20 protein-coding genes are annotated in these 26,335 nt (G+C 65.0%); 13 read left to right on the forward strand and 7 right to left on the reverse strand.

Annotated elements, in window-relative coordinates; genetic code table 11:
* Positions 1–229: 229 nt before the first annotated feature.
* Together Sj15T_RS00655 and Sj15T_RS00660 are read right to left on the reverse strand one after the other, a co-directional pair.
* Complete coding sequence (locus tag Sj15T_RS00655; protein ID WP_007686357.1) at positions 230–1,114, reverse strand: intradiol ring-cleavage dioxygenase; 885 nt, start codon at positions 1,112–1,114, stop codon at positions 230–232.
* Positions 1,115–1,255: 141 nt separating this feature from the next.
* Positions 1,256–2,161, reverse strand: a complete 906-nt coding sequence (locus Sj15T_RS00660; RefSeq protein WP_013039431.1) for an AraC family transcriptional regulator — start codon at positions 2,159–2,161, stop codon at positions 1,256–1,258.
* A 295-nt stretch (positions 2,162–2,456) separates the two neighbouring features.
* Here Sj15T_RS00660 and Sj15T_RS00665 point away from each other — a divergent pair, with 295 nt between their 5' ends.
* The 6 genes from Sj15T_RS00665 to Sj15T_RS00690 all read left to right on the forward strand — a co-directional run bounded on the left by Sj15T_RS00665 (position 2,457) and on the right by Sj15T_RS00690 (position 10,376).
* Positions 2,457–2,735, forward strand: coding sequence for a YciI family protein (locus Sj15T_RS00665; protein WP_007686361.1), 279 nt, complete (start codon positions 2,457–2,459; stop codon positions 2,733–2,735).
* A gap of 337 nt (positions 2,736–3,072) precedes the next feature.
* Positions 3,073–3,255, forward strand: a complete 183-nt coding sequence (locus Sj15T_RS00670) for a hypothetical protein (protein WP_013039432.1) — start codon at positions 3,073–3,075, stop codon at positions 3,253–3,255.
* 93 nt (positions 3,256–3,348) lie between these two features.
* Positions 3,349–3,840, forward strand: coding sequence for an Lrp/AsnC family transcriptional regulator (locus Sj15T_RS00675; protein ID WP_007686366.1), 492 nt, complete (start codon positions 3,349–3,351; stop codon positions 3,838–3,840).
* A gap of 512 nt (positions 3,841–4,352) precedes the next feature.
* Positions 4,353–7,142, forward strand: a complete 2,790-nt coding sequence (locus Sj15T_RS00680; protein ID WP_013039433.1) for a TonB-dependent receptor — start codon at positions 4,353–4,355, stop codon at positions 7,140–7,142.
* A 35-nt stretch (positions 7,143–7,177) separates the two neighbouring features.
* Positions 7,178–8,752: an amidohydrolase gene (locus tag Sj15T_RS00685; protein WP_013039434.1), complete on the forward strand. Its 1,575-nt coding sequence runs from the start codon at positions 7,178–7,180 to the stop codon at positions 8,750–8,752.
* A 16-nt stretch (positions 8,753–8,768) separates the two neighbouring features.
* Positions 8,769–10,376: an amidohydrolase gene (locus tag Sj15T_RS00690; protein ID WP_013039435.1), complete on the forward strand. Its 1,608-nt coding sequence runs from the start codon at positions 8,769–8,771 to the stop codon at positions 10,374–10,376.
* Positions 10,377–10,558: 182 nt separating this feature from the next.
* On the opposite strand, the gene Sj15T_RS00695 is transcribed toward Sj15T_RS00690, so the two are convergent.
* Positions 10,559–11,863, reverse strand: coding sequence for a sugar MFS transporter (locus tag Sj15T_RS00695; RefSeq protein ID WP_041385736.1), 1,305 nt, complete (start codon positions 11,861–11,863; stop codon positions 10,559–10,561).
* Between the two features lie 175 nt (positions 11,864–12,038).
* On the opposite strand from Sj15T_RS00695, the gene Sj15T_RS00700 reads away from it, so the two are divergent.
* Positions 12,039–13,136: an aldose epimerase family protein gene (locus Sj15T_RS00700; protein ID WP_148225535.1), complete on the forward strand. Its 1,098-nt coding sequence runs from the start codon at positions 12,039–12,041 to the stop codon at positions 13,134–13,136.
* 212 nt (positions 13,137–13,348) lie between these two features.
* Here the strand turns inward: Sj15T_RS00700 and Sj15T_RS00705 are convergent, their stop codons facing one another.
* A complete protein-coding gene (locus Sj15T_RS00705; protein ID WP_013039438.1) occupies positions 13,349–13,813 on the reverse strand; it encodes a hypothetical protein in 465 nt (154 codons plus the stop codon).
* Complete coding sequence (locus Sj15T_RS00710) at positions 13,810–14,280, reverse strand: copper chaperone PCu(A)C (RefSeq protein ID WP_013039439.1); 471 nt, start codon at positions 14,278–14,280, stop codon at positions 13,810–13,812. The genes Sj15T_RS00705 and Sj15T_RS00710 overlap by 4 nt, the downstream gene beginning before the upstream one ends.
* Positions 14,281–14,457: 177 nt before the next feature.
* On the opposite strand from Sj15T_RS00710, the gene dnaK reads away from it, so the two are divergent.
* Both dnaK and dnaJ read left to right on the forward strand, forming a co-directional pair.
* Complete coding sequence (gene dnaK / locus Sj15T_RS00715; RefSeq protein ID WP_013039440.1) at positions 14,458–16,356, forward strand: molecular chaperone DnaK; 1,899 nt, start codon at positions 14,458–14,460, stop codon at positions 16,354–16,356.
* Positions 16,357–16,419: 63 nt separating this feature from the next.
* Positions 16,420–17,547 carry a molecular chaperone DnaJ gene (dnaJ, locus tag Sj15T_RS00720; protein ID WP_013039441.1) on the forward strand — a complete coding sequence of 376 codons (1,128 nt, stop codon included), beginning with the start codon at positions 16,420–16,422 and terminating at the stop codon, positions 17,545–17,547.
* Positions 17,548–18,096: 549 nt separating this feature from the next.
* Here the strand turns inward: dnaJ and Sj15T_RS00725 are convergent.
* Entirely contained in the window at positions 18,097–19,899 is a 1,803-nt protein-coding gene (locus Sj15T_RS00725; protein ID WP_013039443.1) for an acyl-CoA dehydrogenase C-terminal domain-containing protein, read from the reverse strand.
* A 38-nt stretch (positions 19,900–19,937) separates the two neighbouring features.
* Positions 19,938–20,348: a MerR family DNA-binding transcriptional regulator gene (locus Sj15T_RS00730; protein ID WP_007681965.1), complete on the reverse strand. Its 411-nt coding sequence runs from the start codon at positions 20,346–20,348 to the stop codon at positions 19,938–19,940.
* 106 nt (positions 20,349–20,454) lie between these two features.
* Here Sj15T_RS00730 and Sj15T_RS00735 point away from each other — a divergent pair, with 106 nt between their 5' ends.
* From Sj15T_RS00735 to Sj15T_RS00750, 4 genes are all read left to right on the forward strand, one after another.
* Positions 20,455–20,871 (forward strand): DUF2946 family protein, encoded by a 417-nt coding sequence (locus Sj15T_RS00735; protein WP_041385741.1) that lies wholly within the window; start codon positions 20,455–20,457, stop codon positions 20,869–20,871.
* Positions 20,872–20,916: 45 nt separating this feature from the next.
* On the forward strand, positions 20,917–22,950 hold the full coding sequence (locus Sj15T_RS00740; protein WP_013039445.1) for a TonB-dependent receptor: 2,034 nt from the start codon (positions 20,917–20,919) through the stop codon (positions 22,948–22,950).
* A 29-nt stretch (positions 22,951–22,979) separates the two neighbouring features.
* Positions 22,980–24,218, forward strand: a complete 1,239-nt coding sequence (locus Sj15T_RS00745; RefSeq protein ID WP_041386271.1) for a PepSY domain-containing protein — start codon at positions 22,980–22,982, stop codon at positions 24,216–24,218.
* Between the two features lie 264 nt (positions 24,219–24,482).
* Positions 24,483–26,105: an FAD-dependent protein gene (locus tag Sj15T_RS00750; protein WP_013039447.1), complete on the forward strand. Its 1,623-nt coding sequence runs from the start codon at positions 24,483–24,485 to the stop codon at positions 26,103–26,105.
* The last annotated feature ends 230 nt before the right edge of the window (positions 26,106–26,335 follow it).

The following is a 26,335-nucleotide window of genomic DNA, read 5'->3' on the forward strand; positions in this document are numbered from 1 at the left end:
TTCCTGTCGCTTTTTCAAGATCAGTCGCGACGTAAACCAGCATGGCGTCCATTGCGCGGTGACGATGTTCAATGCCCGGCCCGCACCTTCTTTGCAAGGCCGCGCGGCAGATCCTTTTCCGTGGCGGACGCGCTGCCGATGTCCTCTGTCACGAGGGGAAGGGGCGGCGGGGCACCCGATCATCTCCCGCGGCGGACGACGTGCCCATGTTCGTGCCCCGCCGCGCCGTTCAGGAGTTTGCGGCCTGATCGCGGGGGTGAAGCACGAAGCGATAGTCGAGCGTGTGGAAAGGCACCTCGACAGTCTCGCCGGTCGGCGCGACGCCCGGTTCGTGCCTGACGAACTGGCCCACGCAGGAACCGCGCACGCCGAAGACCGAGTCGGAATCGAGATATTCGTCGCCGTCGACGAAGACATGGGTGATCAGGGGATCGAAGCCGGGCTTGGCGATCCTGTAATGCATGTGGGCCGGGCGCATCGGGTGGAGCCTGGTGGCGTCCAGCATCTCGCCGACCGTGCCGTCCGATGGGATGGGATAGCTTTTCGGCAGGATCGATCGGAAGCTGAAGCGTCCTGCCGCGTCGGTGTGGAAAACGCCGCGAAGCGCCGCTTCATCCAGCGACCAGTCCGGCGACTGAACGTCGTAAAACCCCTCGGCGTCGGCCTGCCAGACATCCACGACGGCGTCGGCCACCGGCCCATCGGGCGACACCACCTCCGCCCGCACGAAAAGTGGTTCGCCCTCGACGCCCCTGGCGAGATTGCTGCCGTGCGTGGCGAGCACGGGCGCGCCCTCGACATGGAAGGGGCCGAAGACTGTCTGTTCGGTCGCCTCCGCAGGACGGCTGTGATTCTGGGCGACGACCAGCATGGAAAGGCCCAGCGTGTCGGACAGCAGGACGAATTCCTGGCGGACGTCGGAACACATATGTCCCGTGCGGGTCAGGAACTTGATCCCTTCCATCCACTCCGCTTCGGTCAGCTTGGTTTCCCGCGCGAAATCGTGCAGATGCCTGATGGCGGAGGCCAATATCTCATGCAATCGCGGATCGGGCGTGTTTTCGATCCGGCGCAGCACTTCCGCGGTGATGGTAAATTCGTTCAAGTCGCGCATGACTGGCTCCAGGCGCCTCCGGATCGGGCGTCCATTTGCTGCCCTTATCGGCCCGTCAGGGGGCGCGCTCCTGTGAGAAAATGCGATTTTCATGCAGAAACTGGCTGAGCGCCCGGCCGCGCAACGCGTCGGTTCGACAGGTCAGGACTGCACCGATCGGCGATAATGCCCCGGCGTCGCGCCCACATGCCGCCTGAAGGTGTGGGTCAGATGCTCCTGATGGGAAAATCCGCAACTATAGGCGATTTGCGCCAGCGACAGATCGCTGTGCGCCAGCAGCCTCCTTGCCCGGTCGACGCGCCGCCGAAGGACGAATTGATGGGGGGAAAGGCCGGTGGCCAGCTTGAACTGGCGGACGAAATGGGAAACGCTGAGGCCGCCGACCAGGCTCAATTCCTGAAGCTGGATCGGCCTGTCCAGATGGGCTTCCACGAAATCCTCCACGCGTTTCAGCCGTCCTCGCGCCAATCCGCGATTGTTCGCGGCGGCAGGGGAGGGGGGCGCCGAATAATCGTGCCGGATCAGCCGGGCCGCGATCGCCAGCGCCATCTGGTCCGCATAGAGGGCGGTGGAAGCGCCGCCCGACGCGGCGACGCTTCTGACCTCCAGGGCCAGTTGTTCCAGCAGTTCGTCGCGCTGGCCGATCCGGGGGCGGAGGCGGATGCCGTCGGGAAAGTCATAGCCCAGGGACGCCGCCACCTCGTTGACGACGCTGCTGCGGATATAAAGATGTAGGGTTTCGACCGAATCCGCCAATTGGATGGAAAATGGCGAGTTGGCCGGCCACAGGCAGAGGCCCCCCGGCGGCACGACGGTCGTGATCCTTTCGTCTTCGGTGGCGCCGGTGATCTGGGCGGGGCCGCCCAGATGGAACACCAGCAGATGATCCGGCACGGCCCTGGCGGACGCTTCGAAGGGTTCCTCCTGCTGTTCCGACAGGAACAGGGAGGTCCAGCCCAGCGCGGCGCTGGAAGTCTGGACGGGGTTGCTGGAACCCAGGAACAGCCCGTGCGTGTCGCCGATGTCAAAATGTGCGGCCGCCGCCATCACTCCTCCACTAAATGCGCTAAGCCACGGCCAATCCGTGCGGCCCGTTCAGCCATCATGGGTGCATCGCGCCGGTCATAGGCCCGCCGGCCGCAAAAATACAGGGCCTGCCGGTCGGCGCCAGCCGCCCACCGTGCCGACCGCCCAAAGAAGGCAGCAAGATTATGCAGAAGAAAGGCGGCCGGACGCAGGATCATGCCGCGGACATGGCGGCAGGATGGCGCATCCGTCCTGCCCGCCGGAACAGCGCGATCGTCGATGTTCGGGGGCAAAACCAATGGAAAGAAGTCCCCCCATGCTTTACCTGCGCATCTGCTTTGACAAGCCCGACATGCTGGCGCGCCGCGACGAATATCGCCAGGCCCATCGCGCCTATCTCGCTTCGGGCGTGGTCAAGCTCGTGCAGGCAGGCCCGATGATGGCGGATGACGACAGCCACAATATCGGCAGCTTCATGGTCGTGGAAGCCGAAGACCTGGAAAGCGTGAAGAAATTTCACGATGAGGATCCCTTCACGAAAGCCGGCATTTTCGATGAGGTGCGCATCTGCCGCTGGGACCGCCACATCGGCTGACCGGGACTTCCCGATCCGGGGCGGCAATTGATGGGGCCGCTTCGCGCCCCCGCCGCAACGCGCAAGTGGACCTATCTCTAGGCTGTATCGACATTCAGAAGATGGCGAGCCGAAAATGGTGGTTTTCCGTGACCCGGCGCGCAGCGTACTTAAAGTACGTGAGCACCGGAAGCACGGAAAAGCGCCATTTGCAGGCCGCCAGGGCTGAATGTCGATACAGCCTAAAGCGGCGCGCCACGAACCCCCGGCCGCCGTCGACCGCATGTTCGCCGCACTGCGCCGGCGGTAAGGCAATGCCGGCAGGCTCGCCCGCTATCGGCGCGTGATCCGTTAGGCCATGCCCGGTTCAGCCCCCTTCGACACCGATCGCGACGGCAGGGCTTGCCGGGCCGCGGCACGCATCGGGATCGCCGGACCTTGCCCGCTGGGCATTGTCGCTGCCGATGCGAACCGGCTGCTGCCCAAGCCCCCGAAGGACCGGCCCGGCGCCGACGGCCATGGCGCCGTCATCTCGAAATAGCGGATCGTTGGATGCGATGCGTTAGGCATTGCGTCATATCGGCATGAACTGGATCCGAATTGACGCCTTTCAACGGGATGGAGGTGTTTCTCGATGGAATCCGATCCTCATCAACTGGACAGGACGGACCTGCGCCTGCTGCGCGAGATCGTCGAGGACGGCCGCATTTCCGACGTCGCGCTGGGCGAGAAAGTGCATCTGTCGAGCACGGCGGCCGCTCGTCGCCGCAAGATATTGGAGGAACGGGGCATGGTGCCCCGCTACGCGGCCAGTCCCGACCTTGTCCGGTTGGGATATGGCATCGTCGTCCATGTCTCGATCGAACTGGTGTCGCAGGCGGAGCAGGTTCTGAACGAATTTGAACAGGCGGTCGTCAAATGCCCGTCCATGAGCTATTGCAGCTTCGTGTCGGGCGACACGGATTTCATGATGACCGTGCATGTCCGGTCCTTCGCCGATTACGACCGTGTTTATCGCCGGGAACTGTCGACCCTGCCCCATGTGGCGAAGATCCGCAGCAGTTTCGTCATGCGGCCGGTCGCCCAGCGAACGGTTCCGCCGGTCCTGTTCGAAGGGCTGAAATAAGGCCGGTGCGAATCATCCGGCGCATCCCGCCTGTTGATGCCGGATTCCGGCGCTTCATGACCGATATGCGCCGGATTTCAGCAATATCGCCCGGTTTTCTTGTCGACTTTAACGGGAAGCCGCGATGCCAACTGTGTAACATCTGCGGTGCGGGACCATGGAAGGTCCGGCGACGATAAGATGTGGTTGGGCGCCCGGAATGCCGGGGCCGATGCAAGGTGATATTCCGGGGAAAGCCAACAGGCGTTCGTCAGCCCCTGACGATCACGTGCCGTCATGGCGCGAACCCTTGCCCATGCCTGAGGAGGATGACGAAGGGCCCGCAGGACGCGCAAACAGGGGACATCAAGATGGTGGTTGCACTTCCAGGTAGGTCATGGGCAGGTAGGTCATGGGCAGGTAGGTCATCGGCAGATAGGTCATCGACGGGTAGGACATCGGCGGATCGGGCATCGGACCGCCGTCATCGGCATCGCAGGCATTTTCTGGCGACGACAGGCGGGCTGCTCACCATGCTGTCGGCCCCGCCGGCCCTGGCTCAGGACGCCGCCGACGCGCCAGAGGCGAGCCAGATCATCGTCACCGGATCGCGCATCGTGCGCGACGGCTACAGCGCGCCCACGCCCGTCACGGTGATGAGCCAGGCGGACATCGCGGCCCAGGCGCCCGCCAATATTTCCGATTTCGTCAACCAGCTTCCCTCCATCGCGGGCAGCGGCACGTCGGGCACCCAGTCCGGCGGCCTTTCCAACGCGGTGGCGGGGATCAATTCGATCGGCCTGCGCGGCCTGGGCACGGGACGCACGCTCGTCCTGCTGGATGGCCAGCGGTCGGTGGCCTCGACCGTCGGGGGCGTGGTGGACATCAACACCATTCCGCAGGATCTGGTGGAACGGGTCGAAGTCGTGACCGGCGGCGCTTCGGCGGCTTACGGATCGGACGCCGTGGGCGGCGTCGTCAACTTCGTGCTGAACAAGGATTACAAGGGGTTTCGCGTCGGGCTGGACCAGGGAATCTCCAGCCATGGCGATGGCCGCAACTACAAGATCATGGCCAGCGCCGGCCTGTCTCTGCTCGACGACAGGCTGCACATGCTGTTCAACGGCGAATTCTTCCACCAGAATGGCGTGGATACGATAGACCGCGACTGGAACGACCGCGGTTATTTCATGATCAACAACCCCGCCTATAACGGCACAAACGGCCAGCCGCAGCGGCTGGTGGGGACGGGGGTGGGGCCTTCGGGCTATACGGCGGGCGGGCTGGTCGGCGCCGGTCCGCTGCGCGGCACCTATTTCCTGGGCGCCGGGCAGACCGGGCAACTGACCTATGGATCGGTGCTCAGCCCGTGGATGGTCGGGGGCGACACCGGCGTGACGCTAGCCGGGCATATCGGCACCAATTCGCTGATTCCGCATGACGAGCGCCTGAGCTTTTTCAATCGCACCGCCTTCGACCTGACGCCGGACATCACCATCTTCGGCCAGTTTTCCTACAATCGCTCCACCAGCCGCAGCTTCTATCAGCAGACGCCCAGCACCGGCGTCACGATCCAGGCGGACAATGCCTATCTGCGGACCTATTACCCGGCGGTCGCGGCGCGGATGGCGGCGGGTTTGTCCTTCACGATGGGGACCAGCAACGCCGGCTTCCCGGTTCCGGGCAGCGACATAAAGCGCGAGGTCTATCGCTTCGTCGGCGGGGTCGAGGGCACATTCGGGCTGCTCGAACGGAACTGGAACTGGAACGCCTATTATCAGCATGGCGAGACCAAGGCGCATGAGGAACTGACGAACACCTGGAACAACGCCCGGATGGCGCTGGCCCAGGACGCCGTGTTCGGGCCGGGCGGCAGCATCGTGTGCCGTTCGACGCTGACCAACCCCACCAATGGCTGCGTGCCGATCAACCGCCTGGGAACCATGGGCCCCTCGGCGGAGGCGCTCGCCTATATCTACGGCGCGCAGCAGCCCCAGCGCGACCAGACCATCAAGCAGGATGTCGCCGCCGCGACCATCAACGGCGAGCTGTTCGACCTGCCGGGCGGGGCAGCGGCCGTAGCCTTCGGCGCGGAATGGCGCAAGGAGCAGATCGGCGGCACCGTCGACCCGCAGTTCAACTCGGGCTGGCTCTACGGCAACTATCTCGTCAATCGCGGCAAATATACGGTGAAGGAAGGCTTCCTGGAAGTCGACCTGCCGGTGATCAAGGGGCTGAACCTGAACGCGGCCGGCCGCTTCACCGACTATTCGACATCCGGTTCGGTCCAGACCTGGAAAGTCGGCGGAACCTTTCAGCCGATCCCCGACATCCGCTTTCGCGGCAATGTCAGCCATGACATCCGCGCGCCCAATCTTCAGGAACTGTTCGCGGCGGGCACGGCGCGCACCAATACCGTCATCATCCCGGCAGGCGCCAATGCGCCCGCCACAGGTTCCCTTCAGTTCGTGCAGAACCAGGTCGGCAATCCGGCCCTGACGCCTGAGGTCGCGGACAGTTGGACGGTGGGAACGGTGCTGACGCCCGGCTTCCTTCCGGGCTTCACCGCCTCCTTCGACTATTATTCGATCAAGATCGACAAGGCCATCGGCAATGTCACCGCGCAGGATACGGTGGACCTGTGCTATTCGGAGGGGGTCGCCGCCTATTGCAGCAATATCGTTTTCGTCGGAAACACGCTCAGCAGCATCGTCCTGCGCCCGATCAACTTCGCGAAGCAGACCGCCAAGGGTTTCGACATCGAGGCGAGCTATCGCCTGCCATTGTCGAACATATCCGAAAATCTGCCGGGAACTTTCACGATCCATGGCATGGCGACCCATTATATCAAGAACGTGATCGACAACGGCATCAGCTTCCCGATCGACTATGCCGGGGTCAATGGCGGTTCGCTGGCGGGCACCTATTCCTCGCCGAACTGGGTCTATCGCATCAGCGCCTTCTATGATGCCGATCCCGTCACCTTCAACCTGGTGGCGCGCGGGTTCAGCGACGGCGTCTATGGCAACGACTATATCCAGTGCACGACCAACTGCCCGGCATCAACCACGCAATATCGCACCATCAACGACAATCATATCGACGGCGCAACCTATGTCGACGCGTCGCTGGGCTTCAAATTCAAGGCCCATGGCGGCAAGGGGACGTTGACCTTCATCGTCAACAACCTGTTCGACAAGGCTCCGGTCCCCGTCGGCAACGGCCCGGACGCGAACAACGTCCCCGCCTATGCCCAGACCAGCCGCAGCCTTTACGACGTGATCGGCCGCGTCTACCGCGTCTCCGTCAAAATGCAGTTCTGATGCCCCGAAAGAAGGTATTGACGTCCATGACATGCATGAAGAAAGCCGCCATCGTCCTCGCCTTGGCCTCCACCCTCATGACGCCCGTGGCCCAGGCCGCGGCGCCCAAGGCGATGAAGACCGCCGCGGCATCGGCCGTGGACGCCCAGGCCAAGCAGATCCAGGTGATGGTGGATCAGGTCTTCAGCTATGCCGAGCCGGGCTTCCAGGAGGTGAAGACCTCCGAATATCTGACCGCGATACTGGAACGGAACGGCTTTACCGTGACGCGCGGCGTGGCGGGCATACCCACGGCCTTCACCGCCACCTGGGGCAGCGGCGGTCCGCTGATCGCGCTGGGCAGCGACATCGACGACGTGCTGGGCGTGTCGCAAATTCCCGGCATTCCGAACATCAAGCCGCTGCTGGAAGGCGCGCCGGGCCATGGCGAGGGGCATAATGCGGGCATGCCCCTGGTCATCGCCGCCGCCATCGCGGTCAAGCAGGTGATGGAAAAGAACAAGATCCCCGGCCGGCTGATGCTGTGGCCCGGCGTGGCGGAGGAATTGCTGGCGACCAAGGCCTATTATGTCCGCGACGGGCTGTTCAAGGATGTCGACGCCTGCATCTTCACCCATGTCAGCAGCGATTTTTCGACCGGCTATGGCGAAATGGGCTCCAACGGCATGGTGTCGGTCGAATACAGCTTCCACGGCAAGACCGCGCATGCGGGCGGCATGCCCTGGGAAGGGCGCAGCGCGCTGGACGGGGTCGAACTGATGGACGTGGCGTGGAATTTCCGGCGGGAGCATCTGCCGCTGACGCAGCGTTCCCATTCCGTCATCACCAATGGCGGCGGCCAGCCCAATGTGGTGCCGGACACGGCGTCGGTCTGGTATTATTTCCGGGAACGGACGTTCAAGTCGATCCGCGATCTCTACAATGTCGGCAATGAGATCGCCGACGCTGCCGCCAAGGCGACGGGCACGACGGTGACGCGCCAGATTTTGGGCTATGCCGCGCCGAATTTCGGCAACAAGCCGCTGGCGGAAGCCGCCTATGCCAATATCGTGGCGGTGGGCATGCCGAAGTGGACCGCCGACGACCAGGCCTTCGCCAAGGCGGTGCAGGAGACCAACAAGCGCAAGGTCGAACCGCTGCGGGACAAGGTGGCCGAACTTTCCACGCCCGAAAGCCGCAAGCCGTCCATGGGGGGCGGCTCCGACGACATCGGCGACATCATGTGGACGGTGCCGACCATCACCATCCGCTTCCCGTCGAACATCCCCAACATGATCGGCCACAATGTCACGTCCGCGATCGCGATGGCGACGCCGATCGCGCACAAGGGCGCCGTCGCGGGGGCCAAGGCGCTGGCGATGACGGTGCTGGACCTGATGACCACGCCCAAGCTGGTCGCGGACGCCAAGGCCTATTTCAAGGATGTGCAGCTCAAGACCGACAGCTACGACCCGGTGATCACCGCATCGGACAAGCCCGCCATCTGGCTCAATGCAAAGACGATGAAGCTGCTGCGGCCGGAAATGGAGAAATTCTATTACGATCCCGCCAAATATCCCACCTATCTCGACCAGCTTGGCATCAAATATCCGACATTGACGCCGCAATAGGAAGCAATCCACAGCCATGAACATGAAAAGGAAAAAGCCTTTGGGTCGCACCCTTGCTCTTGTCGCTGCGTTGCTGTCCACCGTTGCTTCGCCCGCCGTTGCCGCCGCGGCCTCGCCCAAGGCCCTGAAGGCCGAGGCTGTGGTCGGCGTGGAAGCGCAGGCCAGCCAGGTCCAGGTGATGGTGGATCAGGTCTTCAGCTTTGCCGAGCCCGGTTTTCAGGAGGTGCGCACCTCCGATTATCTGGCGGGGATATTGGAACGGAACGGCTTTACCGTGACGCGCGGCGTGGCGGGCATACCCACGGCCTTCACCGCCACCTGGGGCAGCGGCGGTCCGCTGATCGCGCTGGGCAGCGACATCGACGGCCTGCTGGGCGTGTCGCAGACGCCCGGTTCGCCTGCGATCAAGCCGCTGGTCGCGGGCGCCCCCGGCCATGGGGAGGGCCATAATAGCGGCATGCCGATGATGATTGCCGCCGCCATCGCGGTCAAGCAGGTGATGGAGAAGAACAAGATTCCCGGCCGGCTGATGCTGTGGCCCGGCGTGGCGGAGGAATTGCTGGCGACCAAGGCCTTCTACGTCCGATCCGGCATGTTCAAGGATGTCGACGCCTGCATCTTCGGCCATGTGAATACCGGCTTCGGCACGGCCTATGGCGACATGGGCCTGACCGCCATGGTGTCGGTGGAATATGAATTCACCGGCAAGACGGCCCATGCCGGCGCCATGCCGTGGGAGGGGCGCAGCTCGCTGGACGCCGTGGAGTTCATGGACGTGGCGTGGAATTTCCGCCGCGAGCACCTGCCGCTGGCCCAGCGTTCGCACGACGTCGTCACCAATGGCGGCGGCCAACCCAATGTGGTGCCGGACAAGGCGTCGGTCTGGTACTATTTCCGGGAAAAGGACTTCGCCTCGGTCCGGTCGCTGTTCGAGACGGGCAATGAGATCGCCGATGCCGCCGCTCAGGCCACCGGCACGACGGTGAAGCGCCGCCTGCTGGGCTATGCCGCGCCGAATTTCGGCAACAAGCCGATGGCGGAGGCCGCCTTCGCCAACATCCAGGCGGTCGGCATGCCCCAATGGTCGGCCGCCGACCAGGCCTTCGTCCGGTCGGTGCAGACGGCCAACAAGCTGAAGGTCCAGCCCCTGGGCACGGCCGTGATGCCGCTTTCCACGCCGGAAACGCGCGGGTCCGCCAGCATTGGCGGATCGGACGACATCGGCGACGTGATGTGGGCGGTTCCGACCATCACCATCGGCTATCCGGCCAACATCCCCAATGTCATCTTCCATCATGCCACCGCCGCGATGGCCATGGCCACGCCGATCGCGCACAAGGGGACGGTGGCGGGAGCCAAGGCGGTCGCGATGACGGTGATCGACCTGATGACCCGGCCGAAGCTGCTGGCGGACGCCAAGACCTATTATCGCGACGTGCAGTTGAAGACCCAGTCCTACGATCCCGTCCTGACGGCGGACGACCGGCCGGCCATTCACCTCAACGAGAAGGTGATGAAGGAGATGCGGCCGCAGATGGAGAAATATTATTATGATCCCGCGCGATATTCGACCTATCTGGAGCAGTTGGGAATAGCATATCCCGGTCCGGCCGCCGACAAATAAGGTCCGGCGGTCTCCGGCTCAGCGCCGCCATCCCGCGCGCCGGAGGATATGGCGAGCGCGATGACGCGGTGGATCGGCTTCATTTCCGGCCTTCGCGGGAACGGCGGACGAAGAAAAAGGCCGGAGCGTGACGTCGCGCTCCGGCCTTTTCGGGTTTCAGGGCTTGGGGGCCCTCGGCGCCGTCACCCGATCTGCTGGTCGGGCAGCGCATGGGTGGGCCTCGATCCCCACAGCGCATAGAAGAGGATGTAGAGTTCGCAGGCCGCGGTCAGCAGGAAGCTGGTCTGCAAGCCGAAATGGTCGGCCAGCCAGCCCTGCACCACCACCAGCGCGCCGCCGGCGATCGCCATGATCAGCAGGCCAGATCCTTCCTCGGTCAGCGGCCCCAGCCCCTTGATGCCCAGGGTGAAGATGGTCGGGAACATGATCGAGTGGAACAGGCCCACCAGGATCAGCGACCACATCGCCACCTCGCCATGGGTGAAGACGGTGATCATCATCACGAGGAAGGCGCCGATGGAGAAGGCGGCCAGCACCTTGCCCGCGTCGAACCGCTGCATGATCGCCGACCCCGCGAACCGGCCGACCATCATCCCGCCCCAGAGGAAGGTCAGGTAACGGCCCGCCTGCTCATGGGTCAGGTTGGCGATGTCGGGCTGGCTGACGAAGTTCACGAACAGGTTGGCGACGCCGATCTCCGCGATCAGGTAGATGAAGATGGCCGGGATGCCGAACACCAGGTTGCGATGCGCCCAGAGCGAATGCTTCTTCCGCTCCTCCTTGGCGAGGCGGGTGGCAGACGCGCCCATGGCGGGCAGCGGGAAGCGCGCGATCACTACCGCCAGCACCACCAGCACCATGGCGACCAGGCCATAGGGCAGGATCACCGACTGGGCGTCGGCCAGCCGCTCCGCCTGCGTCAGCACGACTTCGCCCTGGGCGGTGCCGCCCTTCGACCGGCCCAGGATCAGATAAGCCCCGAACATCGGCGCCAGCATAGTGCCGGCCGAATTCATCGCCTGCACCAGGTTAAGGCGGGACGAGGCGGTTTCCGGCCTGCCGACCACCGCGACATAGGGGTTGGCCGCGACCTGGAGCAGGGTGATGCCGCTGGCGATCACGAACAGCATGAGCAGCGTCACGCCATAGGAGGGGATGGACGCCGCCAGCATCATGCCCAGCGCGCCCGCCGCCATGACCAGCAGGCCCGTCACCAGCGACCTCTGGTAACCGATGCGCTCGATCAGCTTGGCCGAGGGGATGGAGGCGACGAAATAGGCGATGAACCATACCGATTCGATCAGCGTCGTCTGGGTGTAGCTGAGTTCGAACACGCTGCGCAGGTGCGGCAGCAGCGTGTTGTTGATGACGGTGATGAAGCCCCACATGAAGAAGAGGCTGGCCAGCAAAGTCAGGGCAGGGCCGTAGCGCGTGCCCGGATCATGGGCCGCCACGGGCGCCGCGGTTGAGGAAATCGGTCCTGCCATTCATCCTTCTCCGGAAGTGTCGAAAAGGCGCGCCGCCGGAACAGGGTTGCGCCTGATTATTTTGTATGAGTATATCTCCACCGATGACGCGTCAATGGCGTCGGGGAGGAACCGCATGCGAAAGGCCCTTATGAACAAAATGGTATTGGCAACGTTGTCATACGGCGGCGGCCTGATGATGGCAAGCACGGCGGCACTGGCGGCGGAGGCCAGCCGCGCGCCCGCCGGCACGCTGGCCGACGGCACGGCGATCGAGGCGATCACATTGAAGAACGCGCAGGGCGTGTCCGCCACCATCCTGACCTATGGCGCGACGCTGCAAAATCTGGCCGGGCCGGACCGCAACGGCAGGATCGCGGACGTCCTGCTCGGCTATGACGATCTTGCCGGCTATGTCGACCGTCCCAATTATTTCGGCGTGACCGTGGGCCGCTATGCCAACCGGATCGCGGGCGGCAAGTTCACGCTGGACGGCAAGAGCTATCGATTGCCGCTCAACGACAAGGTCAATTCGCTGCATGGCGGCGGCAAGGGATTCGACAAGCAGGCGTGGAAGGTCGTCTCGCTGAAAAGCGGGCCGACCGCCACGCTGGTCCTGTCGCTCACCAGCCCGGACGGCGACGCCGGCTATCCGGGCAAGCTCGACGCGACCGTCACCTATACGCTGGACGAGGCGGGCAATCTGGGCATCGCCTTCGACGCGAAGACCAGCAAGCCGACCATCGTCAACATGACCAACCATGCGATCTTCAACCTGGCGGGCGAGGGATCGGCGGAGAGCGCGCTGGGGCATCTGCTGACCATAGCCGCCAGGGCCTTCACCCCGGTGGACGCCAATCTGATCCCGACCGGCGAACTGAAGCCGGTGGAGGGCACGCCGTTGGATTTCCGCGCGCCGCGCCGCGTGGCGGACGGCATTCGCGACGGCCGCGACGCGCAGATCGTCGCCGGGCGCGGCTATGACCATAATTTCGCGCTGGACAAGGGCGTGACCAGGACGCCCGAACTGGCCGCGCGCCTGGAAGACCCGGCGTCGGGCCGCGTGCTGGAGGTGCTGACCACGGAGCCGGGCGTGCAATTCTACACCGGCAATTTCCTGGACGGCACGCTGATCGGCAAGCAGGGTCATCTCTACCGCATGGGCGACGGCATCGCGCTGGAGCCGCAGAAATTCCCCGATTCGCCCAACCAGCCCAAATTCCTGTCGGCGCGGGTCGATCCGGGCAAGCCCTATCACCACCAGATGATCTACCGCCTGTCGGTCAAGCGCTGAAGGCCGGGCATGGCCGAATGGGGCGGGCGACAGGCTGGGCAGCCCTAGGCTGTATCGACATTCAGCCCTGGCGGCCTGCAAATGGTTGAAGCGAGTCGCGTGCCTCGCTTCAATCTCCGTGCTTCCGGTGCTCACCTGCTTTGAGCATGCTGCGCGCCGGGTCACGGAAAACCGCCATTTTTGGCTCGCCATCTTCTGAATGTGGATACAGCCTAACTCCGGCTGAACGGCAGCAGCGCTTCATAGACCGGAAGCGGCGGCTTGCCCTCTACCGGAACCCCCCGGCGCAGCAGGAAGGCGTGGCGAACGATCTCCGCCTGCTGCTCCAGCCCGTAGCGGCGGAACGGTTTTCCAGGCACGATGTCGTAAGCATAGCGGCAGAAGGGATGGCGCATCAGCGGCAGATACCATCTGCCGCCCCGCTGCGCCTGCCAGACATGGGTCATCTCATGGATGAAATGTCCCTGGATGGGCAGCGGGCTGTCGCAGAAATCTGTGCAGAACAGGCCGCTTTCCGGATGGAACCAGAGGTCGCCGTCCGGCGCCATGGTGACTTGCCGGGGCTGGAAGGGCCACCATTTGCGATCATGCACCCGCACCCGCCGATAATCGATGGCGGCGGCGAACACCGACCGGGCTAGGGCGGTTTCGGACTCGGTCAGCGGGCGTCCGGTCAATGCGCCTCATGCTCCGCCGATTCGGCGGCTCGAGCGGCGGCGCCGGGCTTCTGGATGACGGCGTCGACCAGCAGGCGGTCGCCATTGGCCAGCAGGAAGGTGAGCGTCATCTTGCCCCGGCCGATCGCCGTGTCGTTGACGCCCCAAAGCATCAGATGCTTGCCGCCCGGCGCGAAGGCGACCTTGGATTTTGCCGGGATGGGAACGCTGTCGAGCGGCTTCATGGTCATCTTGCCGCCCTCGCTCATGCTTTCGTGCATCTCGACCTTCAGGGCGTAATCGGTGAGCACGCCGCGCAGCGCCGTGTCCGCATCGCCGCCATGGGCGACGAAATAGCCGGAGGAGGGCATGTCCTTGTTGGGGCTGAGCCGCACCCAGGCCTGATCGATATAGGTGGGCGCGGGATCGCCGCAGGCGGCGAGCGCGAGAGGGGCGGCAAGGGCGATCAGCGGGTAAAATGCGCGCATGGGCAAAGGCTTCCTCAATGTCCCGTTTCCGGTCGTTTCCATGAGGTAATCGTCACAGCTTCTTGTGCCAAGCAAAAGCACGCCTATATCCCTTGCGCAAACGCCCTTGCCTTGGCGCTTTCGTGAGGTATGGGGCCGTCAACCGCTGAATATGATTTGGGGTTCAAAGAGGACACAATGGCAAAAGTAATCGGTATCGACCTGGGCACCACCAACAGCTGCGTTGCTGTGATGGACGGCGGCAAGCCCAAGGTGATCGAAAATGCGGAAGGCGCGCGCACCACGCCCTCCATCGTCGCCTTCACCAAGGATGGCGAACGCCTGATCGGCCAGCCCGCCAAGCGGCAGGCCGTGACCAATCCGGACAATACCATTTTCGCCGTGAAGCGCCTGATCGGCCGCCGCTTCGACGATCCGATGACGAAGAAGGACATGGAGCTGGTGCCCTACAGCATCGCCAAGGGTCCGAACGGCGACGCCTGGGTGCAGGCGGGCGGCAAGGATTATTCGCCTTCGCAGATTTCCGCCTTCATCCTGCAGAAGATGAAGGAAACCGCCGAAAGCTATCTGGGCGAGACGGTCACGCAGGCGGTCATCACCGTTCCAGCCTATTTCAACGACGCGCAGCGTCAGGCGACCAAGGACGCGGGCCAGATCGCGGGCCTGGAAGTGCTGCGCATCATCAATGAGCCGACCGCGGCCGCGCTCGCTTACGGCCTCGAAAAGCAGGACGGCAAGACCATCGCCGTCTATGACCTTGGCGGCGGCACCTTCGACATCTCGATCCTGGAGATCGGCGACGGCGTGTTCGAGGTGAAGTCGACCAACGGCGACACCTTCCTGGGCGGCGAGGATTTCGACGCCAAGCTGGTGGAATTCCTGGCCGCTGGCTTCCAGAAGGATGAGGGCATCGACCTCACCAAGGACAAGCTGGCCCTCCAGCGCCTCAAGGAAGCCGCGGAAAAGGCGAAGATCGAACTGTCCTCGGCGCAGTCGACCGAAGTCAACCTGCCCTTCATCACCGCCGATCAGAACGGTCCCAAGCATCTGGTCAAGACCATCACCCGCGCCGATCTGGAACGGCTGGTGGCCGACCTCATCAAGCGGACGATGGAGCCTTGCAAGAAGGCGCTGGCCGACGCGGGCGTCTCCGCGAGCGAGATCAGCGAAGTGGTGCTGGTGGGCGGCATGACCCGCATGCCCAAGGTGCGCGAGGCCGTGAAGGAATTTTTCGGCAAGGAACCGCATACCGGCGTGAACCCGGACGAAGTGGTCGCCATGGGCGCCGCCATCCAGGCGGGCGTGTTGCAGGGCGACGTGAAGGACGTGCTGCTGCTCGACGTGACCCCGCTGAGCCTCGGCATCGAGACGCTGGGCGGCGTGTTCACCCGCATGATCGACCGCAACACCACCATCCCCGCCAAGAAGTCGCAGGTCTATTCGACCGCCGACGACAATCAGCAGGCGGTGACGATCCGCGTGTTCCAGGGCGAGCGTGAAATGGCGGCAGACAACAAGCTGCTCGGCCAGTTCGACCTGGTCGGCATCCCCCCCGCGCCGCGCGGCGTGCCGCAGATCGAAGTCACCTTCGACATCGACGCCAACGGTCTGGTCAACGTCCATGCCAAGGACAAGGGCACGGGCAAGGAACAGCAGATCCGCATCCAGGCGTCGGGCGGCCTGTCGGACGCCGACATCGACCAGATGGTCAAGGATGCCGAGCGCTTCGCCGAGGAAGACAAGAAGAAGCGCGAGGCGGCCGAGGCGAAGAACAATGCCGAAAGCCTGATCCACACCACCGAGCAGCAGCTTGGCGAGCATGGCGACAAGGTGGACGCTGGCCTCAAGTCGGAGATCGAAACCGCGATCGCCGCCACCCGGTCGGCGGTCGAGGGCGGCGATGCGGAAGCCATGAAGGCGAAGGCGCAGGAACTCGCCACGGTCGCCATGAAGCTGGGCCAGGCCATTTACGAGAAGGAGCAGGCGGCCGCGGCTGCTCCGGGCGGGGACGCGCCGAAGGCGGATGACGATGTCGTCGACGCCGAATTCTCCGAAGTGGACGACAACAAGGCGTAAGCTGATGTGCTTGCCCCGTCATGACTGCTATGGCCGTGACGGGGCAGGGACGCCGGGGGCGAGATGAGCACCGAAATCGACTATTACGAACTGCTCGAAGTCGAGCGCACGGCGGACGCGGCCGCGATCAAAAGCGCATACCGCAAGCTGGCGATGAAATATCACCCCGACAAGAATGGGGGCTGCACCGACAGCGAGGCCAAGTTCAAGGCCGTTTCCGAAGCCTATGAATGCCTGAAAGACCCGCAGAAACGCGCCGCCTATGACCGGTTCGGCCATGCGGCGTTCCAGAATGGCAGCGGTTTCGGCGGCGGCGGGCGCGGCGCGGGCGGCTTTTCCGACCTTGGCGATATTTTCGAGACCATCTTCGGCCAGGCGGCGGGCGGCTTCGGCGGCGGGCGGCAGGCCCAGCGGCGCGGCGCGGACCTGCGCTACGACATGGAAATCACGCTGGACGACGCCTATCACGGCAAGAAGACCGAGATAGAGATAGAGGTTTCGGCGCCTTGCGAAAGCTGCGACGGCTCCGGCGCGCAGCCGGGCACGGGCGTCAGGAGTTGCGGCACCTGCCATGGCCATGGCCAGGTGCGGGCGCAGCAGGGCTTTTTCGTGGTCGAACGCACCTGCCCATCCTGCCATGGCGCGGGCCAGGTGATCGAAAGCCCCTGCCGTAGCTGCCGGGGCGAAGGGCGGGTGGACAGGCCCAAGACCCTGTCCGTCAACATCCCCGCCGGGGTCGACGAAGGCACCCGCATCCGCCTGTCGGGCGAGGGCGAGGCGGGCGCGCGGGGCGCTCCCGCGGGCGACCTCTATATCTTCCTGCATGTGAAGCGGCATCCGATCTTCGAGCGGGACGGGACGACCCTGTTCGCCCGCGCCCCGATCAGCATCACCACTGCGGCGCTGGGCGGCGTGATAGAGGTACCGGGCCTGGACGGGCAGCGGCATGAGATCCGGATTCCCAGCGGCATCCAGTCCGGCAAGCAGATCCGCCAGCGCGGCGCGGGCATGCCGGTGCTGAACGGGCGCGGGCAAGGCGATCTGGTGATCCAGGTCGATGTCGAGACGCCGACCAAGCTGAGCGCCAAGCAGCGCGAACTGCTGGAAGCGTTCCGCGAAACGGAAACGGGCGAGGAATGCCCGCAATCGACGGGATTTTTCAGCAAGCTCAAGGAATTATGGGGGGATTGATTTCTCCCCATTTCCTTTAAAAGCACCGTGCTCCTGCGAAGGCAGGAGCCCAGTCCCGCCCTTCGAACTGGGCTCCTGCCTTCGCAGGAGCACGAAGCGCTTGATTGAAGCAAAGCTTTCTCCCCCTCCCGCCGCGCCCAGCGAAAAAGGGAAATTCCCGTGCCATCGGCAGGAAGCTGGCCACGCTCGCCACCAGTCCCGCGCCCATAATGTCCAGAGCGCATAGTCCAGCCCGACCAGCGCCATCGACACCGCCAGCTAAAACCTGAGCGCCGCCAGCGTGCATCCGACATAAACCAGAGCGTGGTGGAGGTCGACAGCAGAGCCATCGCCGTGAGCGCGGCCAGCCATTGCAGACTGTTGGCGACCAGCATCAGCATGCCCAGCATGCAGGACAGCAGAAGCGCGCGCCCGCGCCGATCATATTGTCCGATGGGCCTATGCCGCCCCGGGCGCATTGTGTCAGGAGGTCGGCGGCGGTGGAGGATGAAAACGCAAGGACGCCCGCCCGGTTGGCCGGGGCGCGGCGTCCCTGCCTTGTCCTGGGACTCAGGCCGCCAGGAACATTTCCGGATCGAGCGCCATCAGGCTGTCCGCGCCGCCCTCGATCTTCCGGCGGAGCGCGCCCGCGTCCGGCATGATGCGTTCCGCGAAGAAGCGGGCGGTCACCAGCTTGGCTTCCAGGAAATTGGCGTCGCCCTGGCCGGCCGCCAGCAGGGCGGTGGCCGCCTTCGCCATGCGCAGCCACATCAGGCCGGTCGCGACGATACCCAATATGTGCATATAGTGAACCGCGCCGGCGCCGGCATTGTCGGGGTTCTTCATTGCATTCTGCATCAACCACATGGTCGCCGCGCCGAGCTGGCCGCTCGCCTTTTCCAGCGCTTCGGCAAAGCCGGCGAGCTTCTCGTCGCCCTTGGCCTGCGCCACTTCCTCCCCGACGATCTTGAGGAAGGCCTGGAGCGCGCGGCCGCCGTTCATGGGCAGCTTGCGTCCGACAAGGTCCATGCCCTGGACGCCGTTGGTGCCTTCGTAGATCTGGGCGATGCGGGCGTCGCGGACATATTGTTCGACGCCATTTTCCCAGATGTAGCCATGGCCGCCGAACACCTGCTGCGCCATCACGGTGACGTCGAAGCCCTTGTCCGAGCCATAGCCCTTGATCACCGGGGTCAGCAGTTGCAGCAGGTCATCGGCCGCCTGCCGTTCTTCCTCCGTGGCCGCCTGATGGGCAAGATCGACCTGGAGCGCGCCCCAGAGCATCAGCGCGCGCAACCCCTCCGTCAGGGCCCTCGCCTCCATCAGCATGCGGCGGACGTCGGGATGGGCGAACAGCGTGTCGGCCTTTTCCTGCGGATCCTGGGGGCCGGTGAGCGCCCGGCCCTGGCGACGTTCATGGGCGTAGGCGGCGGCGTTCTGATAGGCGACCTCCGCCTGGGCCAGTCCCTGCAGGCCGACGCCCAGGCGGGCGGCGTTCATCATGATGAACATGGCGGCCAGGCCCTTGTTCTCCTCGCCCACCAGCCATCCGGTCGCGCCGTCATAGTTCATGACGCAGGTGGAATTGCCGTGGATGCCCATCTTGTGCTCCAGCGAACCGCAGGAGACGGCGTTGCGCTTGCCCAGCGATCCGTCCTCGTTCACCAGGAATTTGGGAACGACGAAGAGGGAGATGCCCCTGCTGCCTTCCGGCGCGTCGGGAGTCTTGGCCAGGACGAGGTGGATGATGTTTTCCGTCAGGTCATGCTCGCCGGCCGAAATGAAGATCTTTGTGCCGGTGATCGTGAAGCTGCCGTCAGGCCCTGGCACGGCCCTGGTCTTGATGAGGCCTAGATCGGTGCCGCAATGCGGTTCCGTCAGGTTCATCGTGCCGGCCCATTTGCCCGACACCATATTGGGGATGTAGGTCCGCTTCTGCTCCTCGCTGCCCTTGGCGATCAGCGCTTCGACCGCGGCATTGGTCAGGCCGTGATACATTTTGAAGCTCAGATTGGCCGAGAGCGTATATTCGCTGACGGCCGTCCCAACGATGCTTGGGAGGCCCTGGCCGCCATATTCGATCGGCGCGTTCAGCGTCGTCCAGCCGCCCTCGACATAGGTGTCATAGGCCGCCTTGAAGCCGGTCGGCGTGGTGACGCTGCCGTCCGGGTGGCGGGTGCAGCCCTCCTTGTCGCCCACGGCGTTCAGCGGGAAGAGGATTTCGGCGGCGACCTTCCCGCCTTCGGTCAGGATCGCCTCCACCAGGTCGGCGGTCGCGTTTTCGAAGCCGGGCAGATTGGTGTAGCGATCCAGCCCGAGGACATGGTCGAGCACGAAGCGGGTGTCGCGAACAGGGGCGGTGTAGCTGGGCATGATCTTCTCCGACGGATTTTGTTCTGCGGTTAGGGGGATTATTGCTGGAGGACGTCCAGGAAATGCATCAACTCCGCGATGGTGGCGTCGATGTCCTCCTTCTGGCGGTTGAGCAGGGCGATGCGCGCCTCGCACTTGGCGACGGTGACGCGGAGCTGTTCCTCATGCTCCTCGTCGGCGTCGTAGAGATCGATCATCTCGCGAATGTCGGACAGGCTGAATCCCACCCGCTTGCCGCGCAATATCCAGGCCAGGCGGGCGCGGTCGCGACGCGAATAGATGCGCGCAAGGCCCTGCCGTTCCGGCGCGATCAGCCCTTCGTCCTCATAGAAGCGCAGGGCGCGGGCGGTGACGCCGAATTCCTCCGACAGGTCGGTGATGCTATAGGCTTGCCGGTCGCTATGATCGGGCAGTTCGACGATGCCCGCAAGAGTGGTGCGTTTGTCCATGGCAGGTGATGTAACTCTGCTTTACGTTTACGTCAAGGTGAGTATGCCAGCCGTGGCCCTTTTGTCCTAGTGACAGGACGGGCGGGCGCCGCTAGGGCTTTGCGCCATGATGGGGGCAGTCAGACGATCGGAATCCGCGAAGGGCCTTTTGGCCGCGCTGGCTCTGCTCGTGCTGGCGATGCAGCTTGTCGCGCCTTCGGGCTTCATGCCTGTGCGCACCGAACGGGGCGTTGTGGTGACGCTCTGCACGGGGCAAGGGGCGGTCAATGTCGTGGTCGACCGGACTGTCTTCGACCGGGACGGGGCGTCGGGCAAGCATCGCCCGGATGACGGCGCGCCGGGGCAGCAGCATTGTCCCTTCGCCGCATCGGTGCAGCCGCTGGTTCCGCCGCTGGCCCTCGCCGATCTGCCTCTGCCCGCCTGGCAATTGGGTTTCGGGCCGATCGCCTTCGCGCTCAAGACCGGGCTGATCGCCCGGCTGGCCGCGCCCCCGCCGCCCTCCTCGGGGCCGCCCGCCTTCTGAAAAATCCGCCATTTTCCGCGATTTTTTCAGCAAGGTCATCATTTCATGTCTGTCTTTTCCGTTTCGCGCGGCATTTCGCTGTGCGCGCTTGCCTGTTCCCTGTCCGCTTCCGCCCTGGCCGAGGAGGCCGAGCAGAGCCGGATCATCGTCACCGCCAGTCCCATGGTGGAGGATGCTGCGGCGAAAATCGTCCGCGCGCCCGGCGGCGTCGACGTCGTGCCGGCGGAGGATTTCGGCGACAAGCTCGCCGTTTCCCTGCGCGATGCGCTGAGCTTTTCCCCCGGCGTCTATACGCAGCCCCGGTTCGGGCAGGAGGTGCGGATTTCCATTCGCGGGTCCGGCCTGTCGCGGGGCTATCATATGCGCGGCCTGACGCTGTTGCAGGACGGCATTCCGATCAACATGGCCGACGACAATGGCGATTTCCAGGAACTGGACCCGCAGGTCTTCCAGCATCTGGAGGTCTATCGCGGCGGCAATGCGCTGCGGCTGGGCGGGTCGACGCTGGGCGGGGCGATCAATGCGGTGACGCCGACCGGGCGGAGCGCGCCGGGTGCGGAGATGCGGGTCGATGGGGGTTCGTTCGACACGCTGCGGGCGAAGGCGGCCTATGGCTATAGCGACGGGCGCGGGGATGCGTGGGCCGCGTTGACCGCCGATCGGTCCGATGGCGATCGGGACCATGGGCGGCGGCGGGCGCTGCGCTTCAACGGCAATGTCGGGCTGAAGCTCAATGACCGGGTGGAGACGCGCTTCTATGCCAGCGTGCAGACGATCCGGCAGAAATTGTCCGGTGCGCTGAATGAAGGCGATGCGCTGGACCATCCAGCCAAGGGCAATTTCTCGGGCGATCAGGCGCGCAACATCGATTCGATCCGCCTTCAGAACCGCACGACCGTGGCGCTGGATCGCGGCGAACTGGCCTTCGGCGTCTATTTCAACGCCAAGGCGCTGGATCATCCCATCTATCAGGTGGTCGACCAGAAGTCGGAGGATCGCGGGGTCTTCGCCAGCGTCGATCTGGCGGCCGATCTGGGCGGGATGCCGGTCGAACTGACTTTGGGCGCGCAGGCGCGGTTCGGGCATGGGCGCTTCCGCCAGTTCGTCAATCTGAACGGGCGGGCGGGCGCGCCGACCTCTTATCAGAAGGCGCGGGCGCAGACGATCAACAGCTATGGCGAGGCGCGGCTCGCGCCGGTCGCGGGGCTGTGGCTGATCGCGGGCGGCATCTATACCCATGGCGAGCGGCGGCTCGACAACTGCCTCGCCCCGGCGCGGAGCGGGGACGTGTCGTTCGACGCCTTCGCGCCGAAATTCGGGCTGCTGTTCGAGCCGGCGCAGGCGGTGCAATTCTACGCCAATTACAGCCGCTCGGTGGAATTGCCCGGCTTCATCGAACTGGGGCAGGCACCCGCCGGTGGTGCGCCGGGCTTTACGCCGCTGGCCACGCAAAGGGCATGGACGGTTGAGGTGGGCACGCGCGGCACGCTGGGCATCGCGCATTGGGACGTCAGCCTCTATCGCGCCGATCTCAAGGGCGAGTTGCTGCAATATAATGTGGTGGCGGGGCTGTATCCGGCAGCGACCTTCAATGCCGGGCGGACGCGGCATCAGGGGATAGAGGCGGGGCTGGACCTGAGGCTGACCCCATGGGCGAGCCTGAGGCAGGTCTATCAATATAGCGATTTCCGCTTCCGCGACGATGCGCAGTTCGGCGACAATCGCCTGCCGGTGGTGCCGCGCCATTTCTACCGGGCGGAGCTGAAGTTGGGGACGGAGCGGCTGAGCATTTCGCCCGCCATCGAATGGCTGCCGCAGGGGGCATGGGTCGACTATGCCAACACGAAGCGGGTCGGGGATTATGCGACGCTGAACCTCGGCGCGCAGGCGGAGGTGAAGCCGGGCGTCACCCTGTTCCTGGATGCGCGCAACCTGACCGGGGAGCGGGCCGTGGGCGATATTGGCGCCCTGGTCCGCTATGTGCCGGACAATCCAGCGACGCTTGCGAATGAGGGCAGCGTGGCCTTCTACCCCATAGAGCGGCGCGCCTTTTATGGCGGCGTGCGGGCGCGGTTCTGACCGTGGAAAGCGGTTCCTTCTATCGGGCGATGTGGCGCTGGCATTTCTATGCCGGGCTGATCGTGTTGCCGGTGCTGGCGCTGATGGCGGTGACGGGCGCGCTCTATCTCTACAAGCTGGAGATCGAGCGAGCCGTCTATCATGACCGGATCGTGGTGCGGCCGGGCGGGGCGCTGCTGCCGCCGTCGCGGCTGGTCGCGGCGGTGGAGAAGGCCAGCGGCGGGGCGGTGAGCCAGATGCAGCGGCCCGCCGCCGCCGATGAAAGCTGGCGGCTGACGGTCGGCGGGACGGTCTGGTTCGTCGATCCCCATGACGGGCGGATTTTGGGCAGGCTGACCGGCGGGGGCGTCATGCGGACGGTCAGGGATCTGCACAGCCTGGCGTTGACCGGGCCGGTCGGCAACCGGCTGGTCGAGGTGGTGGCGGGCTGGGCGATCCTGCTGTGCGTGACCGGGCTTTACCTGCGCTGGCCGCGTGCCGGGAACCGGGCGCTGGCGTTGCGGGGGCGGCCGGGCGGGCGGCTGTTCTGGCGCGACCTGCATGGCACGGTGGGTTTTCTGGCGGCGGGGGTGATCCTGTTTCTCGCCGTCACCGGCATGCCCTGGACGGCGGTTTGGGGCGGCGGGTTGCGCGGGCTGATCGCGGAGCGGGGGCTGGGGCGGCCTGCCGCCGCGGTCGTTCCGTGGAGCGCGCCGGTGAAGGAGGCTTTGCCCTGGGCCTTGCGGGACGGCGGCGCTGTGCCGGGCGGTTCGGGGCCGGGCGGTTTGGGCGGCGTCGGCGTGGATGAGATCGTGCGGATCGCCGAAGGGCGCGGGTTGAAGGGCGGGGTCATGATCGGCTTTCCGGCCTCTGCGGGCATGCCCTGGCTGGCGTCGGCGCAGGCGGTGAAGGCGGAGGATGCGCATGTCCTGACCATCGATGCGGGATCCGGCGCGGTGGCGCAGGATGTCGACTGGCGCATGTTCGGCGGCGGAGCCAAGGCGGTCGAATGGGGCGTCGCCACCCATCAGGGGCTGGAATATGGCGAGGCGAACCGATTGCTGATGCTGGCGGGATGCCTGTGCCTGCTGCTGCTATGCCTGACCGCGCCGCTGCTGTGGTGGAAGCGGCGGTCGGGGGAGCCGCCTGCTGCGGGGGTGCGTGAGAAGCGGGTCGTGGCGGGATCGATGCTGGGGCTGGGGTTGCTGTTTCCGTTGACCGGGTTGAGCATGGCGGCGGCTTTGGCTGGGGAATGGGTTTGGGGGCGGTTGCGTTCCGTTCGGTCTTGATGCGTTGCGCTGTCGTGACTGGTTTGGGTGGAAAGCGGACCTATCCTGTTCCTCCCCATCGGTAGATGGGGAGGGGGACCGGCCGAAGGCTGGTGGAGGGGAAAAGGCGCGACCTCCGAATCTTCCCCTCCACCACCGCTTTCAGCGGCGGTCCCCCTCCCCACGCTTCGCATAGGGAGGAATTGATGTCCGCTACTGGCCAATTGCCGATTAGGATCGCGACGGGGCTGGAGCCGACTCGGCTTTAGGTTTAGGGGCATCGGCATGTTGCGCCTTTCCGGATTGAAGCTGCCCCTCGACCATCCCGCCGAGGCGATGCCCGTCGCCATTTGCGAGCGGCTGGGCCTGGAACCGCAGCAATTGCTGCGCCACGTCGTGGTGCGCCGGGGCAATGATGCGCGGCGGAAAAATGCGATCCAGCTTGTCTATAGCGTCGATGTCGAGGTGACGGACGAGGCGGGCGTGCTGGAGCGCTTCGCCAAGGATCATGACGTGCGACCGCGACCCGACACCGATTATCGCTTCGTGGCTAAGGCGCCCGAAGGCTGGTCGGGCAGGCGGCCCGTCGTCATCGGCGCAGGGCCGTGCGGGCTGTTCGCGGGCCTTATCCTCGCGCAGATGGGCTTCCGCCCGATCATCCTGGACCGGGGCAAGGTGGTGCGGGAGCGGACCAAGGATACATGGGGCCTGTGGCGCCGGGCCGAGCTGAATCCCGACAGCAATGTGCAGTTCGGCGAGGGCGGGGCGGGGACTTTTTCCGACGGCAAGCTCTATTGCCGGGTGAAGGATCCGCGCTTCCTGGGCCGTAAGGTGCTGGAGGAATTCGTCGCGGCGGGCGCGCCGGACGATATTTTGACCGAGGCGCATCCGCATATCGGCACCTTCCGCCTCGTCTCCATGGTGGAGGCGATGCGGCGGCAGATTGAGGGGTTGGGCGGCGAATATCGCTGGCAGCATCGGGTGGACGATCTGGAACTGGAGCGGCAGGGCGACGGCACGCGGAAGCTGCGCGGGGTGCATCTGGCGGACGGGGGCTTCATCGAGACCGATCATGTCGTGCTGGCGGTCGGCCACAGCGCCCGGCCGACCTTCGAAATGCTGCATCAGTGGGGCGTGCATATCGAGGCGAAGCCCTTTTCCATCGGCGTGCGGATAGAGCATCCGCAAAGCTGGATCGACCGGGCGCGCTACGGCAATTGCGCCGGGCATCCCGCTTTGGGCGCGGCGGCCTACAGCCTGGCGCATCATTGCGGCAATGGGCGCACCGTCTATAGTTTCTGCATGTGTCCCGGCGGGCGGGTGGTGGCGGCGACTTCGGAGGAAGGGCGCGTCGTCACCAATGGCATGAGCCAATATTCGCGTGCGGAGTTCAACGCCAATTCCGGACTGGTGGTCGGCATCGATCCGGAGCGCGACTATCCCGGCGGGCCGCTGGCGGGGATAGAATTGCAGCGCCATTGGGAAAGCATGGCCTTCGTCGCGGGGGGCAAAAGCTATCATGCGCCGGGGCAGAAAGTGGGCGATTTCCTCGCCGGCCGCGCCTCGACCGAATTGGGGGAGGTCGTCCCCTCCTACAAGCCGGGCGTCACCATGACCGACCTGTCGCGCTGTCTGCCCGAATTCGTGGTGGAGGCCTTTCATGAGGCGATCCCGGTGTTCGGGCGGCAGATCGCCAACTACGACCACCCCGACGCGGTGATGACGGGGGTGGAGACGCGCACCTCCTCGCCCATCCGGATCACGCGGGGGAAGGATTTTCAGAGCCTGAACGTCGCGGGGCTCTATCCCGCCGGGGAAGGGGCGGGCTATGCGGGCGGGATACTTTCCGCCGCCATCGACGGGATCAAGGTGGCCGAGGCGGTGGGGCTGAGCATCGCCGGAGCATAGCAGGGTCGCGCCATCCTCCCGCGACTTCGGCATCGGGACGCCGTCACCGCCCGACGGCGCAGGGGCCGGCACTGACCGGGAGGAACCGGAACCCCGGCACAGACATTGTGCATATCGTCAGCGGGCGAGGCGTCGGGACGGGACGCGCGGGCGCGTTATGCCGCGATCCTCTCGACCGTTTGCCCGAATAACGCCGGCGTGCGGCCTACGCCGCCGGAAGGGAGGCGCGG

Origin of the sequence: Sphingobium sp. TA15 (assembly GCF_037101235.1) — a bacterium.
Taxonomy (GTDB): Bacteria; Pseudomonadota; Alphaproteobacteria; order Sphingomonadales; family Sphingomonadaceae; genus Sphingobium; species Sphingobium indicum.

Bases quoted from the DNA above. Each gene is read 5' to 3' on its own strand.
- Sj15T_RS00735 (WP_041385741.1), top strand. From the start codon at position 20,455: ATGATGGGGGCAGTCAGACGATCGGAATCCGCGAAGGGCCTTTTGGCC.
- Sj15T_RS00740 (WP_013039445.1), top strand. From the start codon at position 20,917: ATGTCTGTCTTTTCCGTTTCGCGCGGCATTTCGCTGTGCGCGCTTGCC.
- Sj15T_RS00700 (WP_148225535.1), top strand. From the start codon at position 12,039: ATGATGGCAAGCACGGCGGCACTGGCGGCGGAGGCCAGCCGCGCGCCC.
- Sj15T_RS00750 (WP_013039447.1), top strand. From the start codon at position 24,483: ATGTTGCGCCTTTCCGGATTGAAGCTGCCCCTCGACCATCCCGCCGAG.
- Sj15T_RS00710 (WP_013039439.1), bottom strand. From the start codon at position 14,280: ATGCGCGCATTTTACCCGCTGATCGCCCTTGCCGCCCCTCTCGCGCTC.
- Sj15T_RS00655 (WP_007686357.1), bottom strand. From the start codon at position 1,114: ATGCGCGACTTGAACGAATTTACCATCACCGCGGAAGTGCTGCGCCGG.
- Sj15T_RS00665 (WP_007686361.1), top strand. From the start codon at position 2,457: ATGCTTTACCTGCGCATCTGCTTTGACAAGCCCGACATGCTGGCGCGC.
- Sj15T_RS00730 (WP_007681965.1), bottom strand. From the start codon at position 20,348: ATGGACAAACGCACCACTCTTGCGGGCATCGTCGAACTGCCCGATCAT.
- Sj15T_RS00690 (WP_013039435.1), top strand. From the start codon at position 8,769: ATGAACATGAAAAGGAAAAAGCCTTTGGGTCGCACCCTTGCTCTTGTC.
- Sj15T_RS00685 (WP_013039434.1), top strand. From the start codon at position 7,178: ATGAAGAAAGCCGCCATCGTCCTCGCCTTGGCCTCCACCCTCATGACG.
- Sj15T_RS00695 (WP_041385736.1), bottom strand. From the start codon at position 11,863: ATGGCAGGACCGATTTCCTCAACCGCGGCGCCCGTGGCGGCCCATGAT.
- Sj15T_RS00660 (WP_013039431.1), bottom strand. From the start codon at position 2,161: ATGGCGGCGGCCGCACATTTTGACATCGGCGACACGCACGGGCTGTTC.
- Sj15T_RS00670 (WP_013039432.1), top strand. From the start codon at position 3,073: ATGCCCGGTTCAGCCCCCTTCGACACCGATCGCGACGGCAGGGCTTGC.
- Sj15T_RS00725 (WP_013039443.1), bottom strand. From the start codon at position 19,899: ATGCCCAGCTACACCGCCCCTGTTCGCGACACCCGCTTCGTGCTCGAC.
- Sj15T_RS00745 (WP_041386271.1), top strand. From the start codon at position 22,980: ATGTGGCGCTGGCATTTCTATGCCGGGCTGATCGTGTTGCCGGTGCTG.
- Sj15T_RS00680 (WP_013039433.1), top strand. From the start codon at position 4,353: ATGCTGTCGGCCCCGCCGGCCCTGGCTCAGGACGCCGCCGACGCGCCA.
- dnaJ (WP_013039441.1), top strand. From the start codon at position 16,420: ATGAGCACCGAAATCGACTATTACGAACTGCTCGAAGTCGAGCGCACG.
- dnaK (WP_013039440.1), top strand. From the start codon at position 14,458: ATGGCAAAAGTAATCGGTATCGACCTGGGCACCACCAACAGCTGCGTT.
- Sj15T_RS00675 (WP_007686366.1), top strand. From the start codon at position 3,349: ATGGAATCCGATCCTCATCAACTGGACAGGACGGACCTGCGCCTGCTG.